This window comes from Petrotoga sp. 9T1HF07.CasAA.8.2, assembly GCF_002895585.1.
GTDB lineage: Bacteria > Thermotogota > Thermotogae > Petrotogales > Petrotogaceae > Petrotoga > Petrotoga mobilis.
The window spans coordinates 23,050-46,019 of sequence record NZ_AZRI01000016.1 but is presented as its reverse complement, the minus strand read 5'-3'; the positions used below and the strand labels follow the sequence as shown (position 1 = coordinate 46,019).

The 22,970-nt window shown below is 34.2% G+C and carries 20 protein-coding genes; 19 read left to right on the top strand and 1 reads right to left on the bottom strand.

Features of this window, described 5'->3' with window-relative positions; genetic code table 11:
- The 18 genes from X925_RS04100 to X925_RS04015 all read left to right on the top strand — a co-directional run.
- Positions 1 to 878, top strand: an 878-nt coding sequence (locus X925_RS04100) for a BMP family protein (RefSeq protein ID WP_146026683.1), incomplete at its 5' end; no start/stop codon positions are given.
- Positions 879 to 981: 103 nt separating this feature from the next.
- Entirely contained in the window at positions 982 to 1,755 is a 774-nt protein-coding gene (locus tag X925_RS04095) for an MBL fold metallo-hydrolase (RefSeq protein WP_121959202.1), read from the top strand.
- Positions 1,752 to 2,600 carry a methyl-accepting chemotaxis protein gene (locus X925_RS04090; protein WP_121959201.1) on the top strand — a complete coding sequence of 283 codons (849 nt, stop codon included), beginning with the start codon at positions 1,752 to 1,754 and terminating at the stop codon, positions 2,598 to 2,600. The genes X925_RS04095 and X925_RS04090 overlap by 4 nt, the downstream gene beginning before the upstream one ends.
- 36 nt (positions 2,601 to 2,636) lie before the next feature.
- Positions 2,637 to 3,866, top strand: a complete 1,230-nt coding sequence (locus tag X925_RS04085; RefSeq protein ID WP_121959200.1) for an aminoacetone oxidase family FAD-binding enzyme — start codon at positions 2,637 to 2,639, stop codon at positions 3,864 to 3,866.
- 27 nt (positions 3,867 to 3,893) lie between these two features.
- On the top strand, positions 3,894 to 5,237 hold the full coding sequence (locus X925_RS04080; protein WP_121959199.1) for a glycosyltransferase family 4 protein: 1,344 nt from the start codon (positions 3,894 to 3,896) through the stop codon (positions 5,235 to 5,237).
- A 45-nt stretch (positions 5,238 to 5,282) separates the two neighbouring features.
- Positions 5,283 to 7,262 carry a methyl-accepting chemotaxis protein gene (locus tag X925_RS04075; RefSeq protein WP_121959198.1) on the top strand — a complete coding sequence of 660 codons (1,980 nt, stop codon included), beginning with the start codon at positions 5,283 to 5,285 and terminating at the stop codon, positions 7,260 to 7,262.
- Between the two features lie 11 nt (positions 7,263 to 7,273).
- Positions 7,274 to 7,858, top strand: a complete 585-nt coding sequence (locus tag X925_RS04070; protein WP_121959197.1) for a hypothetical protein — start codon at positions 7,274 to 7,276, stop codon at positions 7,856 to 7,858.
- A 104-nt stretch (positions 7,859 to 7,962) separates the two neighbouring features.
- A complete protein-coding gene (locus X925_RS04065) occupies positions 7,963 to 11,490 on the top strand; it encodes a DUF4020 domain-containing protein (protein WP_121514820.1) in 3,528 nt (1,175 codons plus the stop codon).
- A 328-nt stretch (positions 11,491 to 11,818) separates the two neighbouring features.
- Entirely contained in the window at positions 11,819 to 11,944 is a 126-nt protein-coding gene (locus X925_RS10530; protein ID WP_255408255.1) for a hypothetical protein, read from the top strand.
- An 825-nt stretch (positions 11,945 to 12,769) separates the two neighbouring features.
- Entirely contained in the window at positions 12,770 to 14,476 is a 1,707-nt protein-coding gene (locus X925_RS04055; protein WP_121959196.1) for an ABC transporter ATP-binding protein, read from the top strand.
- 44 nt (positions 14,477 to 14,520) lie between these two features.
- Positions 14,521 to 15,435, top strand: coding sequence for an ABC transporter ATP-binding protein (locus tag X925_RS04050; protein ID WP_121959195.1), 915 nt, complete (start codon positions 14,521 to 14,523; stop codon positions 15,433 to 15,435).
- Entirely contained in the window at positions 15,432 to 16,079 is a 648-nt protein-coding gene (locus X925_RS04045; protein WP_121959194.1) for a hypothetical protein, read from the top strand. The genes X925_RS04050 and X925_RS04045 overlap by 4 nt, the downstream gene beginning before the upstream one ends.
- 195 nt (positions 16,080 to 16,274) lie before the next feature.
- Positions 16,275 to 17,240 carry an ABC transporter ATP-binding protein gene (locus X925_RS04040; protein WP_158245405.1) on the top strand — a complete coding sequence of 322 codons (966 nt, stop codon included), beginning with the start codon at positions 16,275 to 16,277 and terminating at the stop codon, positions 17,238 to 17,240.
- Positions 17,237 to 17,896 (top strand): hypothetical protein, encoded by a 660-nt coding sequence (locus X925_RS04035; protein ID WP_121959192.1) that lies wholly within the window; start codon positions 17,237 to 17,239, stop codon positions 17,894 to 17,896. Before X925_RS04040 ends, X925_RS04035 begins: the two co-directional genes overlap by 4 nt.
- Positions 17,893 to 18,549 carry a hypothetical protein gene (locus X925_RS04030; protein WP_121959191.1) on the top strand — a complete coding sequence of 219 codons (657 nt, stop codon included), beginning with the start codon at positions 17,893 to 17,895 and terminating at the stop codon, positions 18,547 to 18,549. Before X925_RS04035 ends, X925_RS04030 begins: the two co-directional genes overlap by 4 nt.
- A 114-nt stretch (positions 18,550 to 18,663) precedes the next feature.
- On the top strand, positions 18,664 to 18,909 hold the full coding sequence (locus X925_RS04025) for a hypothetical protein (protein WP_121959190.1): 246 nt from the start codon (positions 18,664 to 18,666) through the stop codon (positions 18,907 to 18,909).
- A gap of 189 nt (positions 18,910 to 19,098) precedes the next feature.
- Entirely contained in the window at positions 19,099 to 19,533 is a 435-nt protein-coding gene (locus X925_RS04020; RefSeq protein ID WP_121959189.1) for a GNAT family N-acetyltransferase, read from the top strand.
- 103 nt (positions 19,534 to 19,636) lie between these two features.
- Entirely contained in the window at positions 19,637 to 20,497 is an 861-nt protein-coding gene (locus X925_RS04015) for a radical SAM protein (RefSeq protein WP_158245404.1), read from the top strand.
- A gap of 81 nt (positions 20,498 to 20,578) precedes the next feature.
- Here the strand turns inward: X925_RS04015 and X925_RS04010 are convergent, their stop codons facing one another.
- A complete protein-coding gene (locus tag X925_RS04010; RefSeq protein ID WP_121959187.1) occupies positions 20,579 to 20,908 on the bottom strand; it encodes a tRNA-binding protein in 330 nt (109 codons plus the stop codon).
- A gap of 818 nt (positions 20,909 to 21,726) precedes the next feature.
- On the opposite strand from X925_RS04010, the gene X925_RS04005 reads away from it, so the two are divergent.
- The gene (locus X925_RS04005) at positions 21,727 to 22,956 is read left to right on the top strand and encodes an MFS transporter (RefSeq protein ID WP_121959186.1); all 1,230 of its coding nucleotides are present in this window, start codon (positions 21,727 to 21,729) and stop codon (positions 22,954 to 22,956) included.
- Positions 22,957 to 22,970: the final 14 nt, after the last annotated feature.

Here is a 22,970-nt window from a genome sequence, read left to right as displayed (position 1 = left end):
ACGCTGCTCAAAGAGGAGATGTAGTAATAGGTGTTGGATTCATGATGGCAGATGTTTTGTTTAATTTCGCCATGCAGTATCCTGATACATTTTTCATAGGGATAGACATAGAACCATCTCCTAATCAAGTAATTCCTTCTAATTTAGCTCTTTATACTTTTAAAGAAGAAGAAGGTGGATTTTTACTTGGATATTTGGCGGCTTCCATGACAAAAACCAATGAAGTGGGTTTTATTGGCGGGTTAGAAATTCCTCCTGTTAAAAGGTACGAAATTGGGTATCGTGCAGGCGTTGAAGCCTTTAATCAAATTAAAGGGGAAAACGTAACGGTAATTACAGGTTACGTTGGTAGTTTTACGGATTCCTCCAAAACTAAACAAATTGCTCTTTCTCATTACAATCATGGAGCGGATATTGTCTTCACAGGGGTAACTACCGCAGCTGTTATAGACGCTGCCAAAGAAGTGGGTTCATCATTTTATGGCCTACCTGATAATGCCCCTTTAAATCAAATTATCGACAAATACTTTGAAAAAGGACGAGGATATTTCGTAATCGGATACGATATGGACCAAGATTATATGGCTCCAGGATATGTTTTAACTAGTTCAAGAAAAAAGGTTGATGTTGCTGCATTCGAAGGGATCAGGTCTGCATTGTACGATAGAAATTTCAATTCCGGTCATCACGTTCTAGGAATAGAAGAAGAAGGTATGGGTATCTCCCTCATGAAATATACGAAAGGAATGGTCCCAAATGAAGTCGTTGCAGAATTAGTCTTTTTGGAAAAATTGGTGAAAGACGGAGAAGTTAATATTCCCAAAAATGAGGCAGAATTAGGCTCTTTTGATGTTAGTAATATAAATTTTCCATTTTAATAAACTCATATAGATGGGGCTGGGAGCGAAGCAAAGGGGCGCTATATATATTCTTTTGAAATTTCAAAAGTCATTAAAATTGCTCTAGAAGGAGGACAATAATATGGATAACGAAAATATCATAACCCTGTTTGACAATGGGAAACACAAATTCGTTTTTTTAGGATCGGAAAGAAAAAGCGTTGAAGGTATTCCGACTAATCAGTATCTAATTGTTCACAATGACGAAGGTGTATTACTCGATCCAGGAGGAGTACATGTATTTCCACGCGTTCTTGCAAGCGTCGTTGAATTTCTTGACCTGGGTAAGATCAAACATGTGTTCTATTCCCATCAAGATCCCGACGTATCATCGGGAATAACTTTGTGGGACAGTATATTGGAAACTAAGTTTTATATATCTAAATTATGGGAGCGATTTTTACCTCACTTTGGAGTTTTTGAAAAATCCAGGATGGTTTTGATAGAAGATTCTGGAGGAAAGATAAAATTTAAAGATGGGGCTGAATTACAAATAATTCCCGCACATTTCTTACATTCAACGGGAAATTTCAACCTCTACGATCCGATTTCTAAAATACTTTTTTCAGGGGATATAGGTGTATCTGTTTTCCCTGAAGGGAAAGATAAGGTTTTTGTGGAAAATTTCTCAGAACATATAAAGTACATAGAAGGATTTCACAAAAGGTATATGGCATCCAACAAAGTTTGCAAAAAATGGGTTGACACAGTTAAAAAGTTGGATGTTGAACAGATGGTGCCACAGCATGGGGCTATATATAAAAAGCCAGAGTACAAAGAATTTTTAAACTGGTTTGAATCTTTAGAATGTGGGATTGATCTAATAGACACCATCTATAGGGTCGGGGCAAAATGAGTGAAAAAGAGAATTATACTGATACCATAAAAGGATTAGCAAAAAGTGTGTACCATGAAAATCTTCTCGTTTCTTTCATCGAAAAACTCCAGGAAGTATTGGGAGAGAGGTTTGAGAGAGTTAACGATTCAACTAATATAGTTGGAGAAACCCTTGTTGAACTCATAGAAAGTATAGAGAGTACTTCAAATGTAATTGAAAAAACAGTAGAAAATGGAGAAGAAGAGAAAAAAAGGATTTCTGCTAATAATGAAGAAATCATCTCCAAATTAAAGAAGTTTGGTAAGGATTTTGATGAAGTAGGAAAAGATGTAGAAAAATCACTAGAAAGTGTATCGCATTTAATGGATAATTTTCAAGAAATAGAAGAACTCACAAACGTTATAAAAAACGTTGCCAAACAAACTAACATACTTTCGATAAACGCTTCAATAGAAGCTGCCCGAGCAAAAGAAGCCGGCAGAGGATTTGCAGTAGTAGCCGAAGAAATTAAAAAATTATCCTCAGAAACTAACATCGCATCAAGTAAAATTTCTGAAAGAATCGTTAACCTATCAAATCAGGTACTAGAAGTCAAAGGAATAATAAACAACTTAGAAGCAATATTTTCAACCATAACCGATTCTATTGAAGCAGCTCTTGTTACGTTAAATGGAAATTTAGCCTTCATGGATCAATTAACGCAAAATTTGGTTTCGGGAAAAGAAGAACTTAAAGAAAACACCAACAACTTGCTCGCTTCAAAAGAAAATATAGAAGAACTTGTGAACAATATACATACATTAGGAAAAGTCTTAGAAACTGTATTGCAAATGCAAAATAAATTGAAAGAAATTGAAATTTAAAAAGCAAGTTAATCTTCTAAAAGAGGGAAATGTGTTATGTTGATTACCGTGATAGGTGGAGGAGCTGCTGGATTAATGGCTGCAACAGTTGCAGCATGGAACGGCGCAAAAGTAAGAATAATTGAAAGAAAAGGCAAACTGGCTAAAAAACTCTTGGCAAGCAGTAACGGGAGAGGGAACTTCTCAAATTTGGACATGAATGAAACCCATTACTACAGCAACAATTTGCCTTTTGTAAAAAAAGTGCTTGATATTTTTGGGGTGGTCCAAACACTTAGTGTTTTTGAAGAATTAGGAATAATGGTAAAAGAAAAGGGTTCCAAACTATTCCCCTACACAGAAAAATCAAAAGATATCGTTACTAATTTCATCTATGAATTAGAAAAGCACAATGTTGAAGTGGTACTTAACTTCCAAGTCGATCAAATAATTAAAGATAACGAAAAATTTCTCATTAAAGGGCAACACAGAGTATTACAATCAGATAAAGTGATCGTGGCAACAGGCGGAAGCTCCTCTCCTCAATACGGATCTAACGGTAGTATATTTCCTACTCTCCAAGATTTGGGACATTCAATTGTTGAATTACGACCAGGTTTAGCTCCTTTGAAAGTAAGGCCACATATCATTGAGGATGTTGCAGGTTCAAAGTTAGAAGGGGATGTATTTCTAATAGATCAAAACGGTGAAATTGTTTCCAAAAATTACACAGGTGAAATACTTTTCAAAAAAGATGATGTCCTTTCTGGTATACCAATATTAGAACTCAGTAATTACGTACATGAATACTTAGAACAAAACATTCCTCTTTTTCTAAAAATTATACCCTTTCCTCACTATTCGCACAAAAGTTTAGTGGATTTTTTAACCAAAAAGATTAGATCAAAGCCTGAAAGACCTATAAAACTCCTACTGGTAAGCATTATCGATGAACGATTTATTCGATATTTTTTATCAAAGATAGGATTTAAAGATTTGGAGGCACCTGTTAGCAGTTTGAATGATAAAGATATAGAAATGCTAGCCGATAACTTAAAAGAGTGGAACTTCGAAGTTGTAGGTACAACAAATTGGAAGGATTCTCAGATTTCTTTAGGGGGAATTAATACAACTGAAATAGACCCTTATCTTTTAGAGTCTACAATTATACCTGATTTATTTTTTGCAGGTGAGGTTATGGATGTAGCTGGAGAAAGCGGCGGATACAATTTGCAATGGGCATGGTCTAGTGGATACTTAGCAGGAAATTCCGCCTCTTCTGAATAAAAAGTAGCATGGAGGGGAGTCAATCCAATGGAGATTGGTTTAGTACACTACAGAGTAGGAGAAACAGACGGTGTTTCCTTAGAAATGGTTAAATGGAAGCAAGTTCTCAGAAATATGCATTTAAAAACGTATTTAATCGCCGGAGATATGGGAACATCACCCGGATTTAAAATCCCATACATCGCATATACGGACAAAAGAAGTAACATACTCAAACAAAAATCTTTTGTAAATTTAGACGAGTGGGACGAGAATTATTTTAAAAAAGAGATGAATAGATACATAGAAGATATTTACAATCAACTGTATGAAATGATGGATTTGGATGTAATGATTGTGAATAACATCTTTTCATTAGCCCACAATCCTGCAGCAGCTGTGGCTATATACAGGTTTTGTAAAGACAACGGTATTAAAATGATAGGTCACCACCATGATTTTTATTGGGAAAGAGATTTTTACAAAAATCCGACCAACGATTACATCAAAGAGATCTTGGAAGAATATTTTCCTCCAAAAGATATAACTCACGTTGTCATAAATTCGCTAGCACAAGAAGAGTTAAAAAATAAAAAAGGGTTGGATAGTATCGTTATACCTAACGTATTCGATTTTAACCAAAAGCGGTGGGAAATAGACGATTACAACATAAAGATATACGACAAACTAAGTATCTCTCAAAATGATCTAATATTTTTACAAGCAACTAGAATCGTCAGAAGGAAAGCTATTGAATTGGCAATCGACACAGTAGCAGAAGTAAAAAAGGATTTAAAAAAGTATATTGGAAAAACAACTTTTAACGGTAAAAAGATAACGCAAGACACTAACGTATTTTTGGTTTTACCTGGTTTATCGGAAGAATCCGATTATGTAGAAGTGTTGAAAGAATACGCCTCACAAAAAGATGTAGAACTAAAATTAGCTTTTTCCATTTCCGATGACATCAGACACGAAGAGGAAGAAATTTTCTCTCTATGGGATTTTTATGCAATAGCTGATTTTATAACCTATCCAAGCATTTTAGAGGGGTTTGGTAATCAATTTTTGGAAGCGATATTCGCAAAAACACCTGTGTTGATGTTCGAATATCCTGTTTACAAAAAAGACATAGCTCCCTTAGACTTTGAGGTTGTCAGTCTTGGTAGTAAAGCTGAATATGAAAGGGGTATGTACAGAGTCAACCAAAACGAAATTATTAAAGCAAAAGAAAAAATTTTTCAAATTCTATTCGATCCCCAAAGGGCTTCACAGATCGTCCAGAAGAATTTTGAACTTGGGAAAAAATATTTTTCCTATGAAACTTTGGAGAAAAAGTTAAAAAACTTGTTGGTGGGAAAAGTTGGGGTGCGGGGTGAAAGGGCGCTATAAAATTCTAAAGGCAAAATAAAAAAATAAATTCAGGGGGAAATAAATATGACTCTCAAATGGAAAATGGCAGTTTTAATCATCTTGGTATCCGTTGTACCTATGGCATTTTTTATCACATATTCATCATTGAATTATGGCAACATTTTAAGAGAAGACACTTCTCAATTAATCGAAGTTAACAATTCCCAAACAGCCAATTTTATTAATCAGTACATGAATGATCTCAAAAAAGTTACTTCTTCAATAGCTGTTGATCCCGATGTCATCAATTTGCTTGAGCAATCACAAGAAGAAAGAGATAGAATGTATCAAAAGCTCCAAAATTTAATTGATGAATATCCTGAATTTGCGTCTATTAATGTAGGTTCAGAAAATGGTGATGCTTTTGCAAGACCTATAGAATACGAAAACCAACTAGCAAGTGATTATGATCCAAGAGTAAGGCCATGGTACAAAGACGCTATTCAAAAGCCAGAAGAAGTTATAGTATCAGATCCTTTTGAGCAATCGGTAACAGGTGCCACCATACTTACTCTTTCAAAGGCTATAAAAAACACTGAAAATGAAATAGTCGGAGTAGTGAGGATAGAACTAGATATGTCCAAGGTTTATGAAATTATTGGTAATGAGTTAGGTTTCGAGGAAACAATTTATGTAATAAACCAAAAAGGTCAGATTATTCTTCATCCAGAAAGTGACACAATCGGTCAAGACATTTCACAAGAAGAATACTTTAAAAATTTAACCCAAAAAAGTGGTTCCATGTATGTTCAAAATGGGTCAACTTTTTTAGCTTATGATAAAATTAGTGATCCAAATTGGACAGTTATTACCAAAGTAGATACTAACAATTTGTTCAGTGAAGTAAGATCTACCACGATGTTCAGTCTGATACTCTTCACAATAACAGCCGTAGTTGCGGTAATATTAGGTATGATATTCATTATTTACTACATTATAAAACCGATAGACAAACTGAAGAAGTATCTTTCAGAGGTAGGAGAAGGTAATTTATCAACTTCCGTTGAAATAAACTCCAAAGACGAAATTGGACAAATGGCAGATTCACTAAATCAAGCGATAAGTGCCTGGAAAAATTCTATAAACTCAATAAGAGAAGGCTCTTTAAAGATTGACAGTTCTGCTATGGAATTACTCAATGTTTCTAAAAACAGTTCTCAATCGGCACAAACCCTTTCGGAAAAGGCTGCTGAAATAAGTGAAAACGCTGAAGATACCTCCGCCTCCGTTGAAGAGGTTACATCAGGGATTCAGGAAATATCGGCAGCCGCTCAAAATGTTTCTAAATCAGCTCAAGAACTTAACACCGCTGCTTCAGAAACAGAAAATGCCGCCAACGAAGGACTTGAGTCTATAAAATCTATAGATAAAACGATAAAAGAAGCTGTGGATAAATCCAAAAAAACGCAAGATGTAGTAAAAGCCCTAATAGAAAGATCTGAAAATATTGGTAAGATCGTTAACACGATAAATTCTATAACAGAGCAAACTAACCTTCTAGCCTTGAACGCTGCTATAGAGGCAGCAAGAGCAGGAGAAGCAGGAAAAGGATTCGCAGTTGTAGCGGATGAGATAAGAAGTTTGGCAGAAGATTCCAAAAACGCAACTTCACAAATCGAAAAAATGCTTGAAGGTATTAAAAACAGTACCAACGTCGTAAATGACAGCACAAACGAAACCGTTGGAATAATACAAAATATCAACGATCAAATGTACGGTATAAACGATAAATTCCAACAAATTTTAAACATGGTAAAAGATTTAAACAGTGGAATAGACAACTTAACAGCAACTTCGCAAGAACAAAGCGCAAGCACAGAAGAAATGAGTTCAGCCATGGATAGAGTCGCACAAGCGATAACCTCTATTAGCGAAAGTTTGAGTGAGATAACCAATTCAATTAACACCCAAAAAGAAGACGCAAAGAAGATTGAAAAGAACTCTCAAGAACTCTCTACTTTATCGGAAGAGCTTTCGGAACAGTTGAAAATATTCAGACTGTAGGAGAATTTATCTTGATTAAACTGTACTTAGGTTACTATTTAGAAGCACTCACCGACAACCAACTTGAAGTTTTAGACAAACTCAAATTTGAAACTTACGAAAGAGAAAACATCCTTAGATTCAGAAAAGAAGTGAAAAACAAGAAGGAAATAGTAGAAGTACTAAAAACTTTAAAAACCTTTGAAATCGTTCCTGGTTACGCACTTCAAAAAGACGAAGATTTCTATGATTTTGATGAAGAAACATCTAAAAAAAACGAAATAATCATTGATGAACTGGGAGAAGGATTCCTGTTATTCCTTCTCTCAATTTTAGAAAAAGAAAAAGAAGCCATACAAAAAGACAGAGAAACCCTAAAAGGAATCATAGAATCTTTATCTTATGATTACATGGTCCAGATAAATATATGGAACAGATATGGTTATGCAAGGTTGTATATAAAACAAGAGGATGAAGATATCGGTTTTTTAGACTTAATACACAAATGGTACAAAAGCGAACCAGAATACGAAAAATTCTTCAAAGACCTAATGAAAGATAAAAGAATACTAAATTTATCACAGTATTTCTTAAAAAAAGAAGGATACATAAAATAACAAAATTGGTGGGTTACAATGTATGGTGCAGATATTGACTGATAAATTGAAAGGTTGGTATAAAAACAGATGAAAGATCAATAATAATGAAAAGGAAGAAGATTATGTGGATAGGTGAAATTGAAGTACCGGAAGAGCTTATTAATGCTCAAGCTGAAAGAAAACTAGTTATATTTGCCGGCGCTGGAGTATCCATGAGTCCCCCGTCTAATCTACCTAATTTCGAAAAACTGGTCAGAGAAGTTGAATCTAAAACAGGTAATTTGTTGACATGGGAGCCTGAGAAAGAAGCTCCCGATCATTTTTTAGGGTATCTCGAGGGGAAAGGTCCTAAGGTTCATAAATTAGTTTGGGAGAGAATAAAGAATCAAGAATCAGAACCCACAGAACTTCATTACGCTCTTTTATCGTTATTTCGCAACCCTGAAGAAGTTCGGATTGTGACCACTAATTTTGATACGCACTTTAGCAAAGCTGCAGCCAAAAATTTTCAAGGTGAAGTCCCCATATATCGAGCTCCTGCTCTTCCTTTGGGTCATCAATTCAACGGCATTATTTATCTTCACGGCTGTGTAGACCAGAAACCAGAAGAATTAATCCTCACTGATAGGGACTTCGGTCGTGCCTACCTTACAGAAGGTTGGGCTGCACGTTTTTTGGTAGGGATATTTGGTAACTACAAAGTTCTCTTTGTTGGCTACAGTCACAATGATCTCCCTATGGAATACCTAGGTCGTGGCCTTCCACCAGAGACTGAGCGTTTTGCCCTTGTTCCTGAGGACGAGATAGAAAAGTGGAAGTACAAGGGAATAAAACTAATTCCATATAAGCATAGTCCCGACGATCAAGAACATAAAGCCCTTGTTGAATCTGTAAAATCTTGGGTAAACCAAACCAGAATGGGCCTTGTAGAACATGAGCAACGCATCAAAGACTTAGTACAGTTACCACCGTCCCTTGATAGAGAAGAAGACAGCTATATTGAAGAAGTTATCAAAGATCCGATAAAGGTTAACATATTTACTAAATATGCTGAGAGGGTGGAATGGTTGCAATGGGCTGAGGGGAAAGGCGTCTTCAAGCCTCTCTTTAGTTTAAACAACCCTTCAGATGAAATCAGTGATGCTTTTGCTAAGTGGTTCGCTGAAAAATATGCATGTCGTTATCCAGAAGATGCTTTAGCTGTGGTACAAAAGCAAGGTCAGGTATTGAGCCCTTTGCTCTGGAAGAATATAGCTGGAAACCTAGGGTTTTCCGAATCACTTCCCGAACCTACGACTCTTGCTAAATGGGTGGAACTCTTATTAATAGCTCCCATTTATCCTTCAACCCAAGGAAATTCTTTAGATTTTTTATTACAAAAGTGTTGTTCTACTGAATATGCCACTATAGCAATTCGTATTTTCAAATACCTTTCTACTCCATACTTGGTTTTAGAACCATCTGGTTTTAAATTAACTATACCAGCTGATGATTACCTTTTCAGCGAGGCATGGAAGGAATTTTTTAAACCTAATCTTAAAAAATTTGTTCATGAGCTAGCGCCAATAATTACAGGTCAGCTAAAAAGTGCCCATCGTTTATTGTGTAACGTTGATTGTGCTAACGATAAGTGGGATCCAGTCAGCTTTAAGCGATCTGCCATTGAACCCCATGAACAGGACCAATATCCTGGCAGCTTAGACCTACTTATTGATTTTGCCAGGGATATAATAGAATTGCTCCTCAAGGATGATCCTGAACGAGCTCAAACTACTATTCAAGAATGGACTTTATCCAACATTCCTATATTTAAGAGATTGGCAATTTACGGTGTAACAATTGACCATAATTCCAACCCCAATGAAAAACTTCAAAAACTTTTGACAAACAATTGGCTTTTTGTTCATGGTCTTAAACATGAAGTTTTTCAATTGCTTAAAGTCGCTTATCCTAAAGCTGACGTAGCGGTTCGTCAACGTCTTTTGGAGAATGTCGAGACTTATTTAGCAAATTGTGAAAGAAATGAGAAAGATCCTGCTAATTTAAGAAGTCAAAACTATGAAGTTTACAATCTTTTATATTGGTTAGAGCAAATCGCTCCAAATTGTTCATTAGTACACCAGAAGTTTAGTGAGATTCAAGCTAGGCATCCTGATTTTCAACCCAGAGAATATCCTAATTTAGATTGGTATATCTCAACGGAATGGGTAGGGCCCCAAAGCCCTGTAACCGTGGAGGAACTTCTTTCCAAGCCTGTTTCACAGATAATTGAATTTTTGTTAACCTATCAAGAAAAGGAAATTTTAGGGCTTGATAGAGAAGGGCTTTTGTCTGTGATTCAAAAAGCTGTAGCTCGCTCTTTTCTGTGGGGTTGGAAGCTAATTGAAGAACTTGAGGCAAGGGAAGAATGGGACACTGACCTATGGGATGCTATTATTTCTGGATGGCAGTCAACCAATTTAACTGAAGCTCAGTGGAAAGAAGTGTTGCAATTCTTGGAACATTTCAAAGAAATATGGAAGCATAGATATAGTATAACCGAACTGTTGAAAGAAAAGGTCAAAGCAAACGAAGGAAGTTTGCCAACCTCGCTATTGCCTTGTGCAGAAACTATTGTAGACCGCCTATGGCAAGAGGTAGAGAAACACGATGAAAAAGAAATCCTGAATCATATCAATGACTGGTTAACAACCGCCATTAACCACGTTGGAGGGGTAATTACACAATTCTGGGTTTTAGCCCTGGCCAGACACCAATCCCAAAAAGAAAATGAACGGCAGGGCATACTTGATGAGTACAAAGGTCGTTTTGAGAGAATTATATCAGCAAAGTCTAATACAGCTGCAATGGGTCGGGTTATACTTGCCAGCCAACTTCATTTTTTATTTTCTCTTGACCATAAATGGACTCGTGAAAAGATATTACCTTTACTTGATTGGAATACTGATGCTGATGCCCAGCGTGCCGAACAGGCTTGGGAAGGATATCTTCGGTGGGGGAAATGGAATGAGGCATTATTGCCAGACTTGTTACCTCTATATGAGCAGGCTTACAATAATCTGCGAAGAGATTCAGAATCATACGATCTTCTTTGTGTTCATTTAGCCAGTATTGCTGTGCGAAGTTCAATAGATCCTATTCAGAGTGGCTGGTTAGACAAATTTATAGAAAATGTTGATGAGAAAACAAGGGGAAAGTGGGCTGCAGAAGTTACCAATCAACTTACCTCTCTTCCCCAAGAAGCAATTAAAGAAATATGGAACAAATGGATTAGAAATTACTGGTCCATACGTACTGACGGTATTCCTCTCCCTTTGAGTCCGGAAGAAGCAGGGAATATGGTAGATTGGGTTTTTGCATTGCAGCCTGTCTTTTCTGAAGTGGTAGATTTAATTGTCGCCAAGTTAGACCCAGTTTTAAAAATTCCAGAAATGTTTTATTATAGGTTAGATAAAGAAAATTTCGCAGAAAAATATCCACTAGATACAACTCGATTGCTGAATCACCTTCTCAAAGGAGAAACACGGCCCTTTTGTCACTGTTACGAAGTAATAAAACTTTTCAATAACATTTCCAAAAACTTACCATTAGACGATATAAAACCTCTTAAAGAACATCTTATCCGTTTGGGTTGTTCCCCATCGAGTTAGAAGGGGAAACTAAACTACCTGAAATCAAGATGTTACCCCAAAATCTCAAAAAAAAATTGATCGACTGATACGATTCCTTAAGTGGTTAATATTTCAGCATGGTTCACAGAGACATATACTCCCACCACAACTGATCTGGACATCTGGTCTACAACACATTGAAAAAAACTCGATCAACTTGTTTTCTATCTGGTTTAAAACAAACAGCTTTCAGTGAACAGTTTAATTATCTATGTCGCGCCAACAAGATGCTTGAAAGTTATTTCTGGCTAGCTTTCACTTACAACTAGGGTAAGTCTTAAAATCCTCAAGCTAAGATGATAAATAATTGTCATTCAAAAAAGGTACCGATAATAATAGAATAGTAATATACCATGGGAGAGAAGTCTGGAACGTAGAAACGAACTTATCAAATAGGGTATTCACTTACGTAAAACAACTACAAGAAGAATAGTTACAAGAATAGTCGGAACCGTGTATGATTTACCTATTAAACGTAAGGTAAGAGGTAACGATAGAAGAGATAATAAAGGCACAAAAAGAAATAATGCTTGGAAGGGGTTAAATAGTTTTAACGATAGCTGAAAAGTTAAGAAACGAAGGAATGGAAAAAGGAACACTTGAAGAAAAAAAGGAGTAGCATTAAAGTTACTAAGTAAACGATTTAGTAGACAATTAACCACAGAGGTAAAAGAAAAGATAAAAGAAACTGAAGAAAGAAGAATAAACCTTATAATCGACAATATATTTGAAATAACCATAGAAGAGCTAAAAGAATTATTGAAGTAATTTTCAAAAAGACGCCCAACATGGGCGTTTTTCAATTAAAATTGCCACTAAATTTGACTAACTCTCTTCTTTGTTCCCTTTGAAAATCATATAAAGAAACGGTAGAAAACTCTCTTTACTTAATAGCAACAAAAACACAAAATAAAATTTACTTCAGATATCTTATTTTGGAATGTTACAACTCTCCGACTTTTTATTATTTTATTCTAAATTTCATTATGTCATAATCCTCTTATAATAACTAAAAGAAATAACAAAGACATAATATTTGATAAAAATCATCCTAAATAATTTTAACATAAGTATTCTTCGACCAATCTTTGTAATACTTTATCAGTACATATTTTAAGTCAATTAAAAAAACACTTGAAAACCATATGAAAAAGTATATAATAAAATTAATAAAGATGAAATACTTATTATTGACGATAAGAAAATTAGACAAAGTGATACTATTAAAAGAAAGAGTACATGAAGTGGGTGGACTTTAATGAAATATAAAAACGCGTTGTATTTTCTTTGGGAAGAGGTCTCTCGTTTTAAAAAAGAGTTATTTATAAATTTCATACTAATTTTATCTTTTATACCACTAGTAGCTGTGACTCCATTTTTAATAGAAAACTTGATGCAAGAAATTACAACAATAAACGATGGGCAAGGGATGAAAAGTGCTCTGATTACAGCTTTATTGATACTTGTTATTTATTCTTTCACACGTTTTATTTGGTTTTTAAGTGATTATCATGGAGACATTTTGAAACTGTTAGTGAAAGGGAGCTTGCGTGAGAAATTATACCTAAAAGTTTTAAAATTACCAGCTTCGTACCATAAAAGGAAGCCATCGGGTGAATTAATGGCGCGATTCACTTCTGATATTGACATAGTTGGAGAAGAAACACTTTTTTTCACATCTGTTTTTCAGGCAATAGCTGAATTTTCGGTAGGATGTTATGTCGCCTTTAAATTAAATACTTATTTAGCCATAATATTCGTTTGTTCCTTGCCCATATACTTATTATGCCAAAAGCAATTCAAACCAAAGATGGAAAGTATGTCTTTGTTAGAACGAGAGGCAAACGATAATGTTGTAAAATCAATAGAAGAAGGAATAAATTCAGCAATTATCATAAGATTATTGGAAAAAACCGCCTATTTTTACCATCTTTTTCAAAACAAGATCCGCAACTGGCATAATTCTATGAAAAACAAAAGTTTTTATGAAAAACTATATAATAGTATAACTATGTATATTGAAGAAGGTTTGCCTATTATTATTTTGTGCATTGGTGCAATTTTATCAATGAGGGATTTAGTAGATATTCCAACGCTGATCGCCTTTTTCACATTCGTTGGAAGGCTATATGTCCCAGTATGGAACTTAGCTTTTCTCTTCACTACCACACCTGCCGCTTTTCCATCAATAGATAGAATTGAAACTTTACTAAACCAAGAAGAGGAAAAAGTACGTAAAGGAATGCTCTTTCCAAAAGAATTTACAATTGATTTCCACGATGTTTTCTTCTCATATGAGGGAAATAATTATATATTAAAAAATATAAATTTACAAATCGGCAAAGGTGAAAAGATAGCCATTGTTGGATCAACTGGAACAGGGAAAAGTACTTTACTTTTACTATTAACCGAGCTATATAAACCACAAAGAGGAGAAATATTACTGAACAAATTAAAACTTTCACAATATGATCTTTCAGATTTACGAAGAAATATAAAATATGTAGAAAGTTCTCCTTTTATATTCAATGCAAGCATAGAAGAGAATATATTATTAGGTGAAAAAGTTGAAAAAAGTACAATAAATAAGATTTTAGAAATCACACAACTAACAGAATTTTCAGAGTCTCTTAATAAAAACTGCTTGCTTTTATCCAGTGGGCAAAAGCAAAGAGTCAATTTAGCTCGAACATTATTACATCCCCCTAAGGTGCTGTTGTTGGATGAAGCTACTTCTGCAATGGATTCACGTACCGAAGAATTAATATTTGAAAGGCTGAAGGAAAAGGAAAAAGATATGGCGATAATATTGGTTTCTCATCGCCTTTCAACAATAATAAAAGCAGATAAAATATATTTTATGGCAAACGGTACTATAGTGGATTCCGGTTCACACATAGAATTATACCAAAAGAATGAAAGTTACAGAGAGTTATTTAAAAAGCAATATGTCAAAGATTCTTAAAAAGTACAAAAAGAAATAATATTTGGAAGGGGGGGAATAGATTTATGGAAACGATAATATTAAAAGAGGTTCGGAAGGTTTATAAAAACGGGGTAGAAGCTTTGAAAAATATAAATATTTCAATAAAGGCGGGAGAAATTGTAGGATTGATTGGGCCAAACGGTGCAGGAAAAACTACCCTGATAAATATAATATTAGGACTTTTGAAACCAACTGAAGGGGTTTCAAAAATTTTAGGGGTAGATACTGATAAGATGACCAAGCACGAAAGAAAAAAGATAGGTTTCATTTTGGATGGGCCTGGGTTATATGATGATTTAACGGTTGATGAAAATATAAAGTTCTGGAGTGAATTATATGGGGTTTCCCAAATACGTGGAGAAGAATTACTAAATCAATGGGGACTTTACGAAAATAGGGGAAGTATGGTAAAGGAACTTTCCGCAGGTATGAAGCAAAAGTTAGCCATATCAAGAGCTTTTTTGCATGATCCTTCGATTGTTTTAATGGATGAACCAACGTCCAATCTTGATCCTGTAGCCAGGAAAAACATGGTAGAATTTTTAAAAAGCTTACATGATAAAGAAAAAACCCTTTTAATAACCTCTCATGACCTTTTCGATATAGAAAGAATATGTTCAAGGATAATACTTTTGAGAAGAGGGCAAATAGTTGTATCTGGAAATATGGAAGAATTGAAAGAGGCTTTGGGAGTTAGAATGGGTGTAACAATAAAGGTAAGTAATAAAATTCCCAGGGATATAGTAAATGAAATTTCAAAGGATTCTGAAGTAAATGTAATCGGGGAAAAAGAGTTGATTGTCTCTGGAGATAAAATAAGTCCATCATCAGTAGTTCGATATCTCGTGAATAAAGGAATAGATGTCGAAAGGGTGGAAGAAGAAAAAGTAACGCTTGAGGATATATATACTTATATCGTGAAGGAGGACGAAGAATGATGAGAGCCCTAATTAAAAAAGAGTTACGAATTTTCCTAAGGAAAAGATTTCAATTTTTTTCGCTTTTGACGGTTATTACAATCTTTGTAATAGCGTTTAATTTGGAAAATTCAAATAAATTTAATCCTATTCTTATCTCCTCTTTTATAGTTACTTTTTTCGTACCTTATACATTTGGTTGGATCAGCTTTCAAAAAGAGAAGGAAAATAAAAATATCTCATACCTTTTGGCATCACCTTTAAATATAAAAGAAATATTCTTGGGGAAAATGTTGGCAGTATTATTGTTTACCCAGGTATTCATGTTATGGGGAGTTATTGTGCAATATGTAACAAACATTTTTTCTATGGGACTAATTCCTAATTTTGAAATACTTTTGACGGTATTGATAACCTTTCCGATTTGGTCAGCGGTACTTAGTGGTTTAGTCGGAGTAGGGCTTCTTGTGTTTGATAACCCTTTCATAATTAGAATCCTTCTATTTTTATTCATATTTTTTGTGGGAATGAATGGAAATCTGTGGGAAAAGTTAATTATTTTAGAAAAATGGCAAAATCTTATTTTGATATTTCTGGGATTAATGGCTATATTAGGAATCATCTACTTTGTAGATATCTTTGGTAAAAGACTGATGATAGAATAAGAAAAAGAAAATGGTGTGACGAGCACAAAAGAAGTTTGAAAAAAACAAAAATACATTCAGTTACGATTCAAAAAATTATTTCAACAAGCGAAAAATTCAGGAAAATAAAAAAGTAATTGGTTAGCAAGTTGACTGTTAAATCAGGGAGCAAGCTTTACAAGTATCGACCACTTTGTTTGTAGGGAGATGAATTTGATGGATATTATAGAAATAGAGAATCTCTGCAAAGAATACAGAGGAAAAGAAGAGCCTGCTTTGAGGAATATAGACATCTCAATTAAAGAGGGGGAAGCTTTTGGATTGTTGGGACCTAATGGTGCGGGTAAAACAACCATGGTGAGACTGATTTTAAACATTTTAAAACCAACTAACGGTACAATAAAGGTATTTGGTGTTGATGTTACAACAAAGGAATATGACAAGAAGAGAAAAAAGATTGGCTTCATGCTTGAGAGTTTGGGTGTATCTTACATCCTTACGGGATATGAAAACATGGAATTCTTTGACAGGATATATTATGAAGATGCTAGTCCCGGTGAAAGGAAAGAAAGGATTGAAAGTCTTCTTACTTTTGCAGGGTTGTGGGAAGTAAAGGATAAACCTGTTGCCACATATTCCCATGGTATGACCAGAAGATTAACCCTTGCCAGGGCTCTTATCTGTGATCCCACTTTAATCTTTCTCGATGAACCTACGCTTGGATTGGATCCTGAAGCAAGAACATTGATAAGAGAAATGCTTCTTGCTCTCAAAAAAGAAGGAAAGACAATATTTCTGACATCACATGATCTTGAAGAAGTAGAAAAGATATGTTCGAATATAGCGATTATAAACCATGGTGAGATGGTAGCACAAGGTTCTTATGAAGAATTAAAAAGTCGTTTCAATGCCAAAAGAACCGTTGTAAAAGTAAAAGAAATTGGGCCTTGGGTAGAAGAATTAAGTAAGGAAATGAAAGTAGAAATCGATGGTAACACGATTTACATCGAAGGGAATGATTCTGGAAGAATATTTGAAGTATTGGCAAAAGCAGGTGTAAAAGTTCAGGAGATGAAAACAGAAGAAGAAGGGTTGGAAGATCTATATTTAAAGCTATTAAAATCCGAACCAGAAATTAGAAAAGGCCTTGTAACAAGAGCATTAAAAGGGGTGAAAAGATGAATGCAATCCTATGGAAAGATCTCACTGTTTTAAAAAAATCCAAGGGCTCCTTTCTTTTTTCAATAATACTTGGCTTATTTATAGCTATTTCATCCTTAATATCAATTGAAAAATTCCAGCAAAGTTATTCAAATCTCATATTATTAATTCCTTTAATCGTTGGGTTTAATTTAAATAACAAAATATTTTTTATGGAAATTTCAGATAGATCATTAGAAAGTATCCTTGCCACGCATTTTTCTGTCAGACAAATACTTCTCATTAAAGCACGTTTAATAACGATTGTTTCCATATGTCTGGGGTGGATAATCCTTTTTATCTCAACTTTCATTTCATGGATAATGTATAATCAAATAGTAATCCCTTCAATAAATAATCTTCTGATCTTGGCAATAGCGATTCCCTTTGTCTTTGGTATAGAGGGTTTGGTGGGAAGTTGCTACTGGTTCTTTGCAAACATCACGATTACCACACTTATTAACTCAGGAGTCTTTATATTTGCCGTTCTCTTTTTGAATCTGAGTGCTTTTTTCTTAACTTACTCACTCAGGTTAATGGTTATAATAACACTGCTCGTTTCAGCGATTTTGATCGCTATATTCTTAGGAATCATAAGGAAAATAAATAAAGAAAAGGTGGCTATAGCAAGACTATGAAAATAAAAATAAATGCCATATTGTGGAAAGATCTCATCTTTTTAAAAAAGGGAATAAAAACTTTGATTGTAAGCCTGGCTATGATGATAGGTATGACATGTTTTATTGGAATCGTTAATCCTTCTTTAGAAGTTCTATTACCCTTTTTATCTTTGCTATTCACTACCATAATTTTTGGTGGGATATGTGAAAATACGAGGGAAATGATGAGTGGATTTCTCGAAGCAATCGCATCGACTCATCTCTCACTGAAAAAAGTTTTCTTTAAGGATGTTATGTTTTCAGCTATTATTGGAATGATTTTATCAATTTTCACGTTCTTCGTATCAATAATCATCTTAAAAACATTCGGTTATGAAGCTGGATTTTCGAATTTAAGCTCAGTTTTGATCCTTTCTTTATTTACGTCTATAGGAAGTTTAGGGATACAAAGAGAAGGCGGGATTTCATTGCCTTTTTCAAATAGCTTTTTCAATAATCTTTTAGGCTTTGTGACATTATCTTTTTATCTTTTTTCTTTTCTTATATTTTTTATAGATTGGGCGTATACGGTTCTTTGGATTATGTCAATCATCGGCGTAGTTATTTTTTTGATCCTATCCTTCTTTGGGAGAGAGAACAAAGAAGCTGTTATCAATTTATGGGGTGCGTAGAGAAAGTCTCCTGTGGCAGAACAGTTCAACGACATAGTACAAGAAGCAACGTTTGAAAAAGCTTAAAAGATTTAAGAAAGTAACTAGATCATTTTTGAAAAAGGGGAACAAAAAATGGCGGATTTTATGAGAAATGAAAGGAGTCAGGAATTTGACTATCCTAAAGCTATTCAAGAAAAATTTGAAGAAGTAATATTTGGTGAAAAAATAGAAGATCCTTATAGGTGGATGGAAGATTTGAATCATCCTGCGGTTATAAAATGGATTGATGAAGAGAACAAATTAACAAGAGAAATTCTTGATTCCTTACCTTATAGGGATTACTTACAAAAGGAATTTCGCAGGCGGAATATATGCTGAAGCTGATATGAGAGGGGGAAACGAATTGGGGAAGAATGGCATAAACAAGGACCGATTTTGTTTTACATGATAAAAGATACAGGGCACGGTGCAGGGATGCCAATGTGGAAATTCACGGAATGGAATGTGGATATGTATTCTTATATAATGTGGCGGTTAGGCATGTGAATTACAACAGGGGGAAGTTGTATGCAAAAAAATATCAACATACGTGATTTTGAAATGGAAAAAGACTTTGATTGGATATTCTTATTGGATCGTTACGTTAATGCGACCCGCTATAGAAAAGAAGTACAAGAGGAAATACAAAATTATTCAGGAGATATTTATGTAGCAACTATAAATAAAAAAGTTATCGGTTTTATATCGCTTTCTTACCCATTTTGGGATAAAGTTGCAATGATTGACTATTTAGCTGTAGAAGAAAATTATCGAAAACAAGGGATAGGAAAGTTACTCATACATCATGTTCTGAAGAGGGCCCAAGAATTGAGTATGAGGTATGTATGTGTTCAAACTGGGCTGTGGAATTTAGGAGCAATAAATTTCTTAGAAGAAAGGAGACTCCCTGTTAAGGGAACAACGGAAATTCTCGTTAGATCCCTTCTAGGGCGTCTCTTTTAAATAGTTTCTGTATTTAGCTCTACCTAAAAGGCAATTAGAAAGATCAGCTAAGATCCAAATACTTAACAACCTTTTCCAAAAGATAGAAAGCATAATTCTTATCGTGGTAGCAAGCAGTGGAAACAACAAGGAAGGAAGTGAAAATTTGATTCATATTAGTGAGGTTCAAGTCAAAGAATTATTTTCAAAAACTAAATTGCCGGATGCAGATTATGTATGCAATCCCTATGTTGGATGCACGCATAAATGTATTTATTGTTATGCGGAATTTATGAAACGTTTTACAAACCATAATGATAATTGGGGAGATTTTATTGATATTAAGAAGGTTTCATCAATAAAAATTCCTGAATTCAAAGAGAATCAAACAATATTATTTAGTTCTGTTACAGATCCATATAATTCGTTCGAAAAAAAGTATGAGGCGACGAGAAAAATATTGAAGAAGCTTACTGGAACTAAGGCTCATGTTGAGATCTTAACGAAGTCAGCATTAGTTACGCGAGATATTGATTTGATAAAGCAGTTTTCAAATATTAAGGTTGGGATTTCCATGAATACCTTAGATGATAAATTTCGAAAAGAAATAGAACCATATGCTTCTTCGGTGGAAAAGAGACTGGATGTTTTATATAAACTTAATGCAGAAGGAATCAATACGTATGTATTTATATCTCCAATCTTTCCAGGGATCTGTGATTATGAATCAATCATAGAGAAGATCTATAAGCATACCCATTATATCTGTTTTGAAAATTTAAATTTGAGAGGTTGTTATAAAGGAAGGGTAATGAATTACATAAAGGATACCAGACCCCATTTGCTACCCTTGTATGATAATATTTATAATAAGAATGATAATTCTTATTGGGAAAGGTTAAAAGATGATACATTAAAAACCTGTAAAAAATATGGTGTTGATTGCCGAATCTATTTTTATCATGATAAAATAAAAAAGAAGTAAAAATCGGGTAAAAGCGATATTTATCAGACTTATAGTATAATTAAGTTGAACAAACAAAAAAGAAAACTCTTTACCAATCTTTTAGTACACTCTTTCCCCTAAAGGGACCTCTTTATCGGGATGCAGTAAAACAACCTGTCCTTTTTCGTTATTTACTCCCAATACAAGAACTTCTGAAATAAAATTAGCAATCTGCTTTGGTGGGAAATTGGTAACCGCAATGACAAGTCGATTTAAAAGTTCTTCTTTTTTATATACCTCTTTAATTTGAGCGCTTGAATGTTTTAATCCATACTCTCCAAAATCGATGGTAAGTTGATAAGCAGGCTTTCTTGCTTTTGGAAAGTCACCAACTTGTATAATTTTCCCTACTCTCATCTCAACTTTTGCAAAATCTTCGTATTGAATCAACTTCCTTCGCTCCTTTGTTTACAACTCATTATAAAATACCTTCGATATATAATCCAAAATTGAATTTATAAACTGTTCTTTATTCACAATTTCACACAATAGTTTAATGTTTATTTCTCAACCCCTTTTTCCTTTACCCAATAACAACAAAAATATAAAATAAAATTCACTTCAAAAACCTTTTCTTTGGAATGTTAACAACTCTCGAAGCTTCTATATTTTTTTCTTAAGTTCATTATATCATAACTCTCTTATAATAAGTAAAAGAAATGGCAAAAACAGTATATTCGGCAAAAAAATCGTAAATATTTTAACATAACATTTTTTTGACAAATCTCTGTAATAGTTTATCAATGCATATTTGAAGTCAATTAAAAAAATAGTTGAAAACCATATGAAAAAGTATATAATAAAATTAAGATCTTTAGAAGGGTGGGGAGCGAGTTTCACATCCATACATATCATACGAAGGTGGAAGAAGAAAAAGTAACGATGTGGGGCTTCTCGTGTTTGATAACCCATTAATAGTTAGAATCCTTTTATTTTTATTCATATTTTTTGTGGGAATAAATGGAAATCTGTGGAAAAAGTTAATTATTTTAGAAAACTGGCAAAATCTTATTTTGATATTTTTGGGATTAATGGCTATATATTAATGGCTATATTAAGAATCATCTACTTCGTAGATATCTTTGGTAAAAAACTAATGGTTGAATAAGAAAAAGAAAATGCTGTGATGAACGGAGGCAAAGGGAACAGATATTAAGTTTTAGAATTATTAAAGGCAGTAATTTTATAAAAACCGGAGGATAAGATCTATGGGGCGTTTTGGTAAATCAATCAAACTTGACTCTACAATAATGAAATATTATTTTATTATTATACTTTACGAAAGTATTGATAAATTATTCGGCACTGTATATGTTGCTCATATGGGTATAAGGGGATTAACTTCATTTCAAATCGGACAGGTATTAGCTATTTCTTCAATAGCGTTAAGTATATTAGACTTTCCAACTGGAAACATTGCTGATAAATACGGTCGGAAAAGATCGTTAGTGTTAGGATTTTTCATATGGTCCATCGGGTTACTGGTATTCTTCCAAGCAAATAATCTATTTACCTTTATCTTGAGTATTTTATTTTGGGCAGCCGGCGTATCGTTGATTAGTGGTACTCCAGGAGCTTGGTTTGTTGATGAAATTACTAAAGAGGGTCGAGCTCATTTAAAAGCGAAAGTGTTTCCGAATGCAAATGCAATTTCACTAATATTCGGTGCTATTGTGGCTTTATTGTCCTCTGTTGTTGCAATTGGTCGTCCGGATTCTCCCTTATTGGTTGCTGGTATAATGGCACTTGGGACATCGATCATGCTTATTTTCATTTTAAATGAAAATTACGGAGATAGGGCAATTTTATTTAAAAAAGCCCTTGTTCGAAACACAATTGATATTTTTAAAAGTACCACAATGAGATTAATTTTGATTTACTCTATGTCAGGAAGAATTGCTTTCCAAACCTTTGTAATGATATGGCAATTATATATGGTCAAAGAGCTTCAATTGTCTACCGCATACTTAGGTTTTACAATGGCTATTTTTCTTGTAGTATTAGCCGTTGGAAATAGTTTAGCAGGCATACTTCTAAAGCGTTTTGAAGGTGTGAAAGTATCAGTAATAGGACAAGGTTTAATTGCAATAGGCTCTATTACAATTGCTTCTCACACTTCAATCGTTGCTTTTTACCTAGGAGCCAGTTTAATCGAATTAGGATTGGGCATAGATAAGAGTGCCGGTTCAGTATGGGTTCATGATTTCATTCCAAGCGAGAGGAGAGCATCTTATATTTCAGCTATTTCTGCTGCTGGATCCTTATTTGGTTTCACTATTCCTTTGGTAAGTGGTTATATTGCAGATCAAATAGGTTTTCGCTACAATTGGTTGTTAGCATTCATAGGAAGCATTATTACAATTACTCTATTAATCAAAATCGGTACTGCAATAAGAGCTGCGAGAGAAGGCGTTCAGAATGTCGAGAAATCAAAATAGTTAGATTAATACTT

Excerpts from the sequence above, each read along its gene's own strand:
- X925_RS04095 (WP_121959202.1), top strand. The coding sequence starts at position 982 with ATGGATAACGAAAATATCATAACCCTGTTTGACAATGGGAAACACAAA.
- X925_RS04090 (WP_121959201.1), top strand. The coding sequence starts at position 1,752 with ATGAGTGAAAAAGAGAATTATACTGATACCATAAAAGGATTAGCAAAA.
- X925_RS04085 (WP_121959200.1), top strand. The coding sequence starts at position 2,637 with ATGTTGATTACCGTGATAGGTGGAGGAGCTGCTGGATTAATGGCTGCA.
- X925_RS04080 (WP_121959199.1), top strand. The coding sequence starts at position 3,894 with ATGGAGATTGGTTTAGTACACTACAGAGTAGGAGAAACAGACGGTGTT.
- X925_RS04075 (WP_121959198.1), top strand. The coding sequence starts at position 5,283 with ATGACTCTCAAATGGAAAATGGCAGTTTTAATCATCTTGGTATCCGTT.
- X925_RS04065 (WP_121514820.1), top strand. The coding sequence starts at position 7,963 with ATGTGGATAGGTGAAATTGAAGTACCGGAAGAGCTTATTAATGCTCAA.
- X925_RS04055 (WP_121959196.1), top strand. The coding sequence starts at position 12,770 with ATGAAATATAAAAACGCGTTGTATTTTCTTTGGGAAGAGGTCTCTCGT.
- X925_RS04050 (WP_121959195.1), top strand. The coding sequence starts at position 14,521 with ATGGAAACGATAATATTAAAAGAGGTTCGGAAGGTTTATAAAAACGGG.
- X925_RS04045 (WP_121959194.1), top strand. The coding sequence starts at position 15,432 with ATGATGAGAGCCCTAATTAAAAAAGAGTTACGAATTTTCCTAAGGAAA.
- X925_RS04040 (WP_158245405.1), top strand. The coding sequence starts at position 16,275 with ATGGATATTATAGAAATAGAGAATCTCTGCAAAGAATACAGAGGAAAA.
- X925_RS04035 (WP_121959192.1), top strand. The coding sequence starts at position 17,237 with ATGAATGCAATCCTATGGAAAGATCTCACTGTTTTAAAAAAATCCAAG.
- X925_RS04030 (WP_121959191.1), top strand. The coding sequence starts at position 17,893 with ATGAAAATAAAAATAAATGCCATATTGTGGAAAGATCTCATCTTTTTA.
- X925_RS04025 (WP_121959190.1), top strand. The coding sequence starts at position 18,664 with ATGGCGGATTTTATGAGAAATGAAAGGAGTCAGGAATTTGACTATCCT.
- X925_RS04020 (WP_121959189.1), top strand. The coding sequence starts at position 19,099 with ATGCAAAAAAATATCAACATACGTGATTTTGAAATGGAAAAAGACTTT.
- X925_RS04005 (WP_121959186.1), top strand. The coding sequence starts at position 21,727 with ATGGGGCGTTTTGGTAAATCAATCAAACTTGACTCTACAATAATGAAA.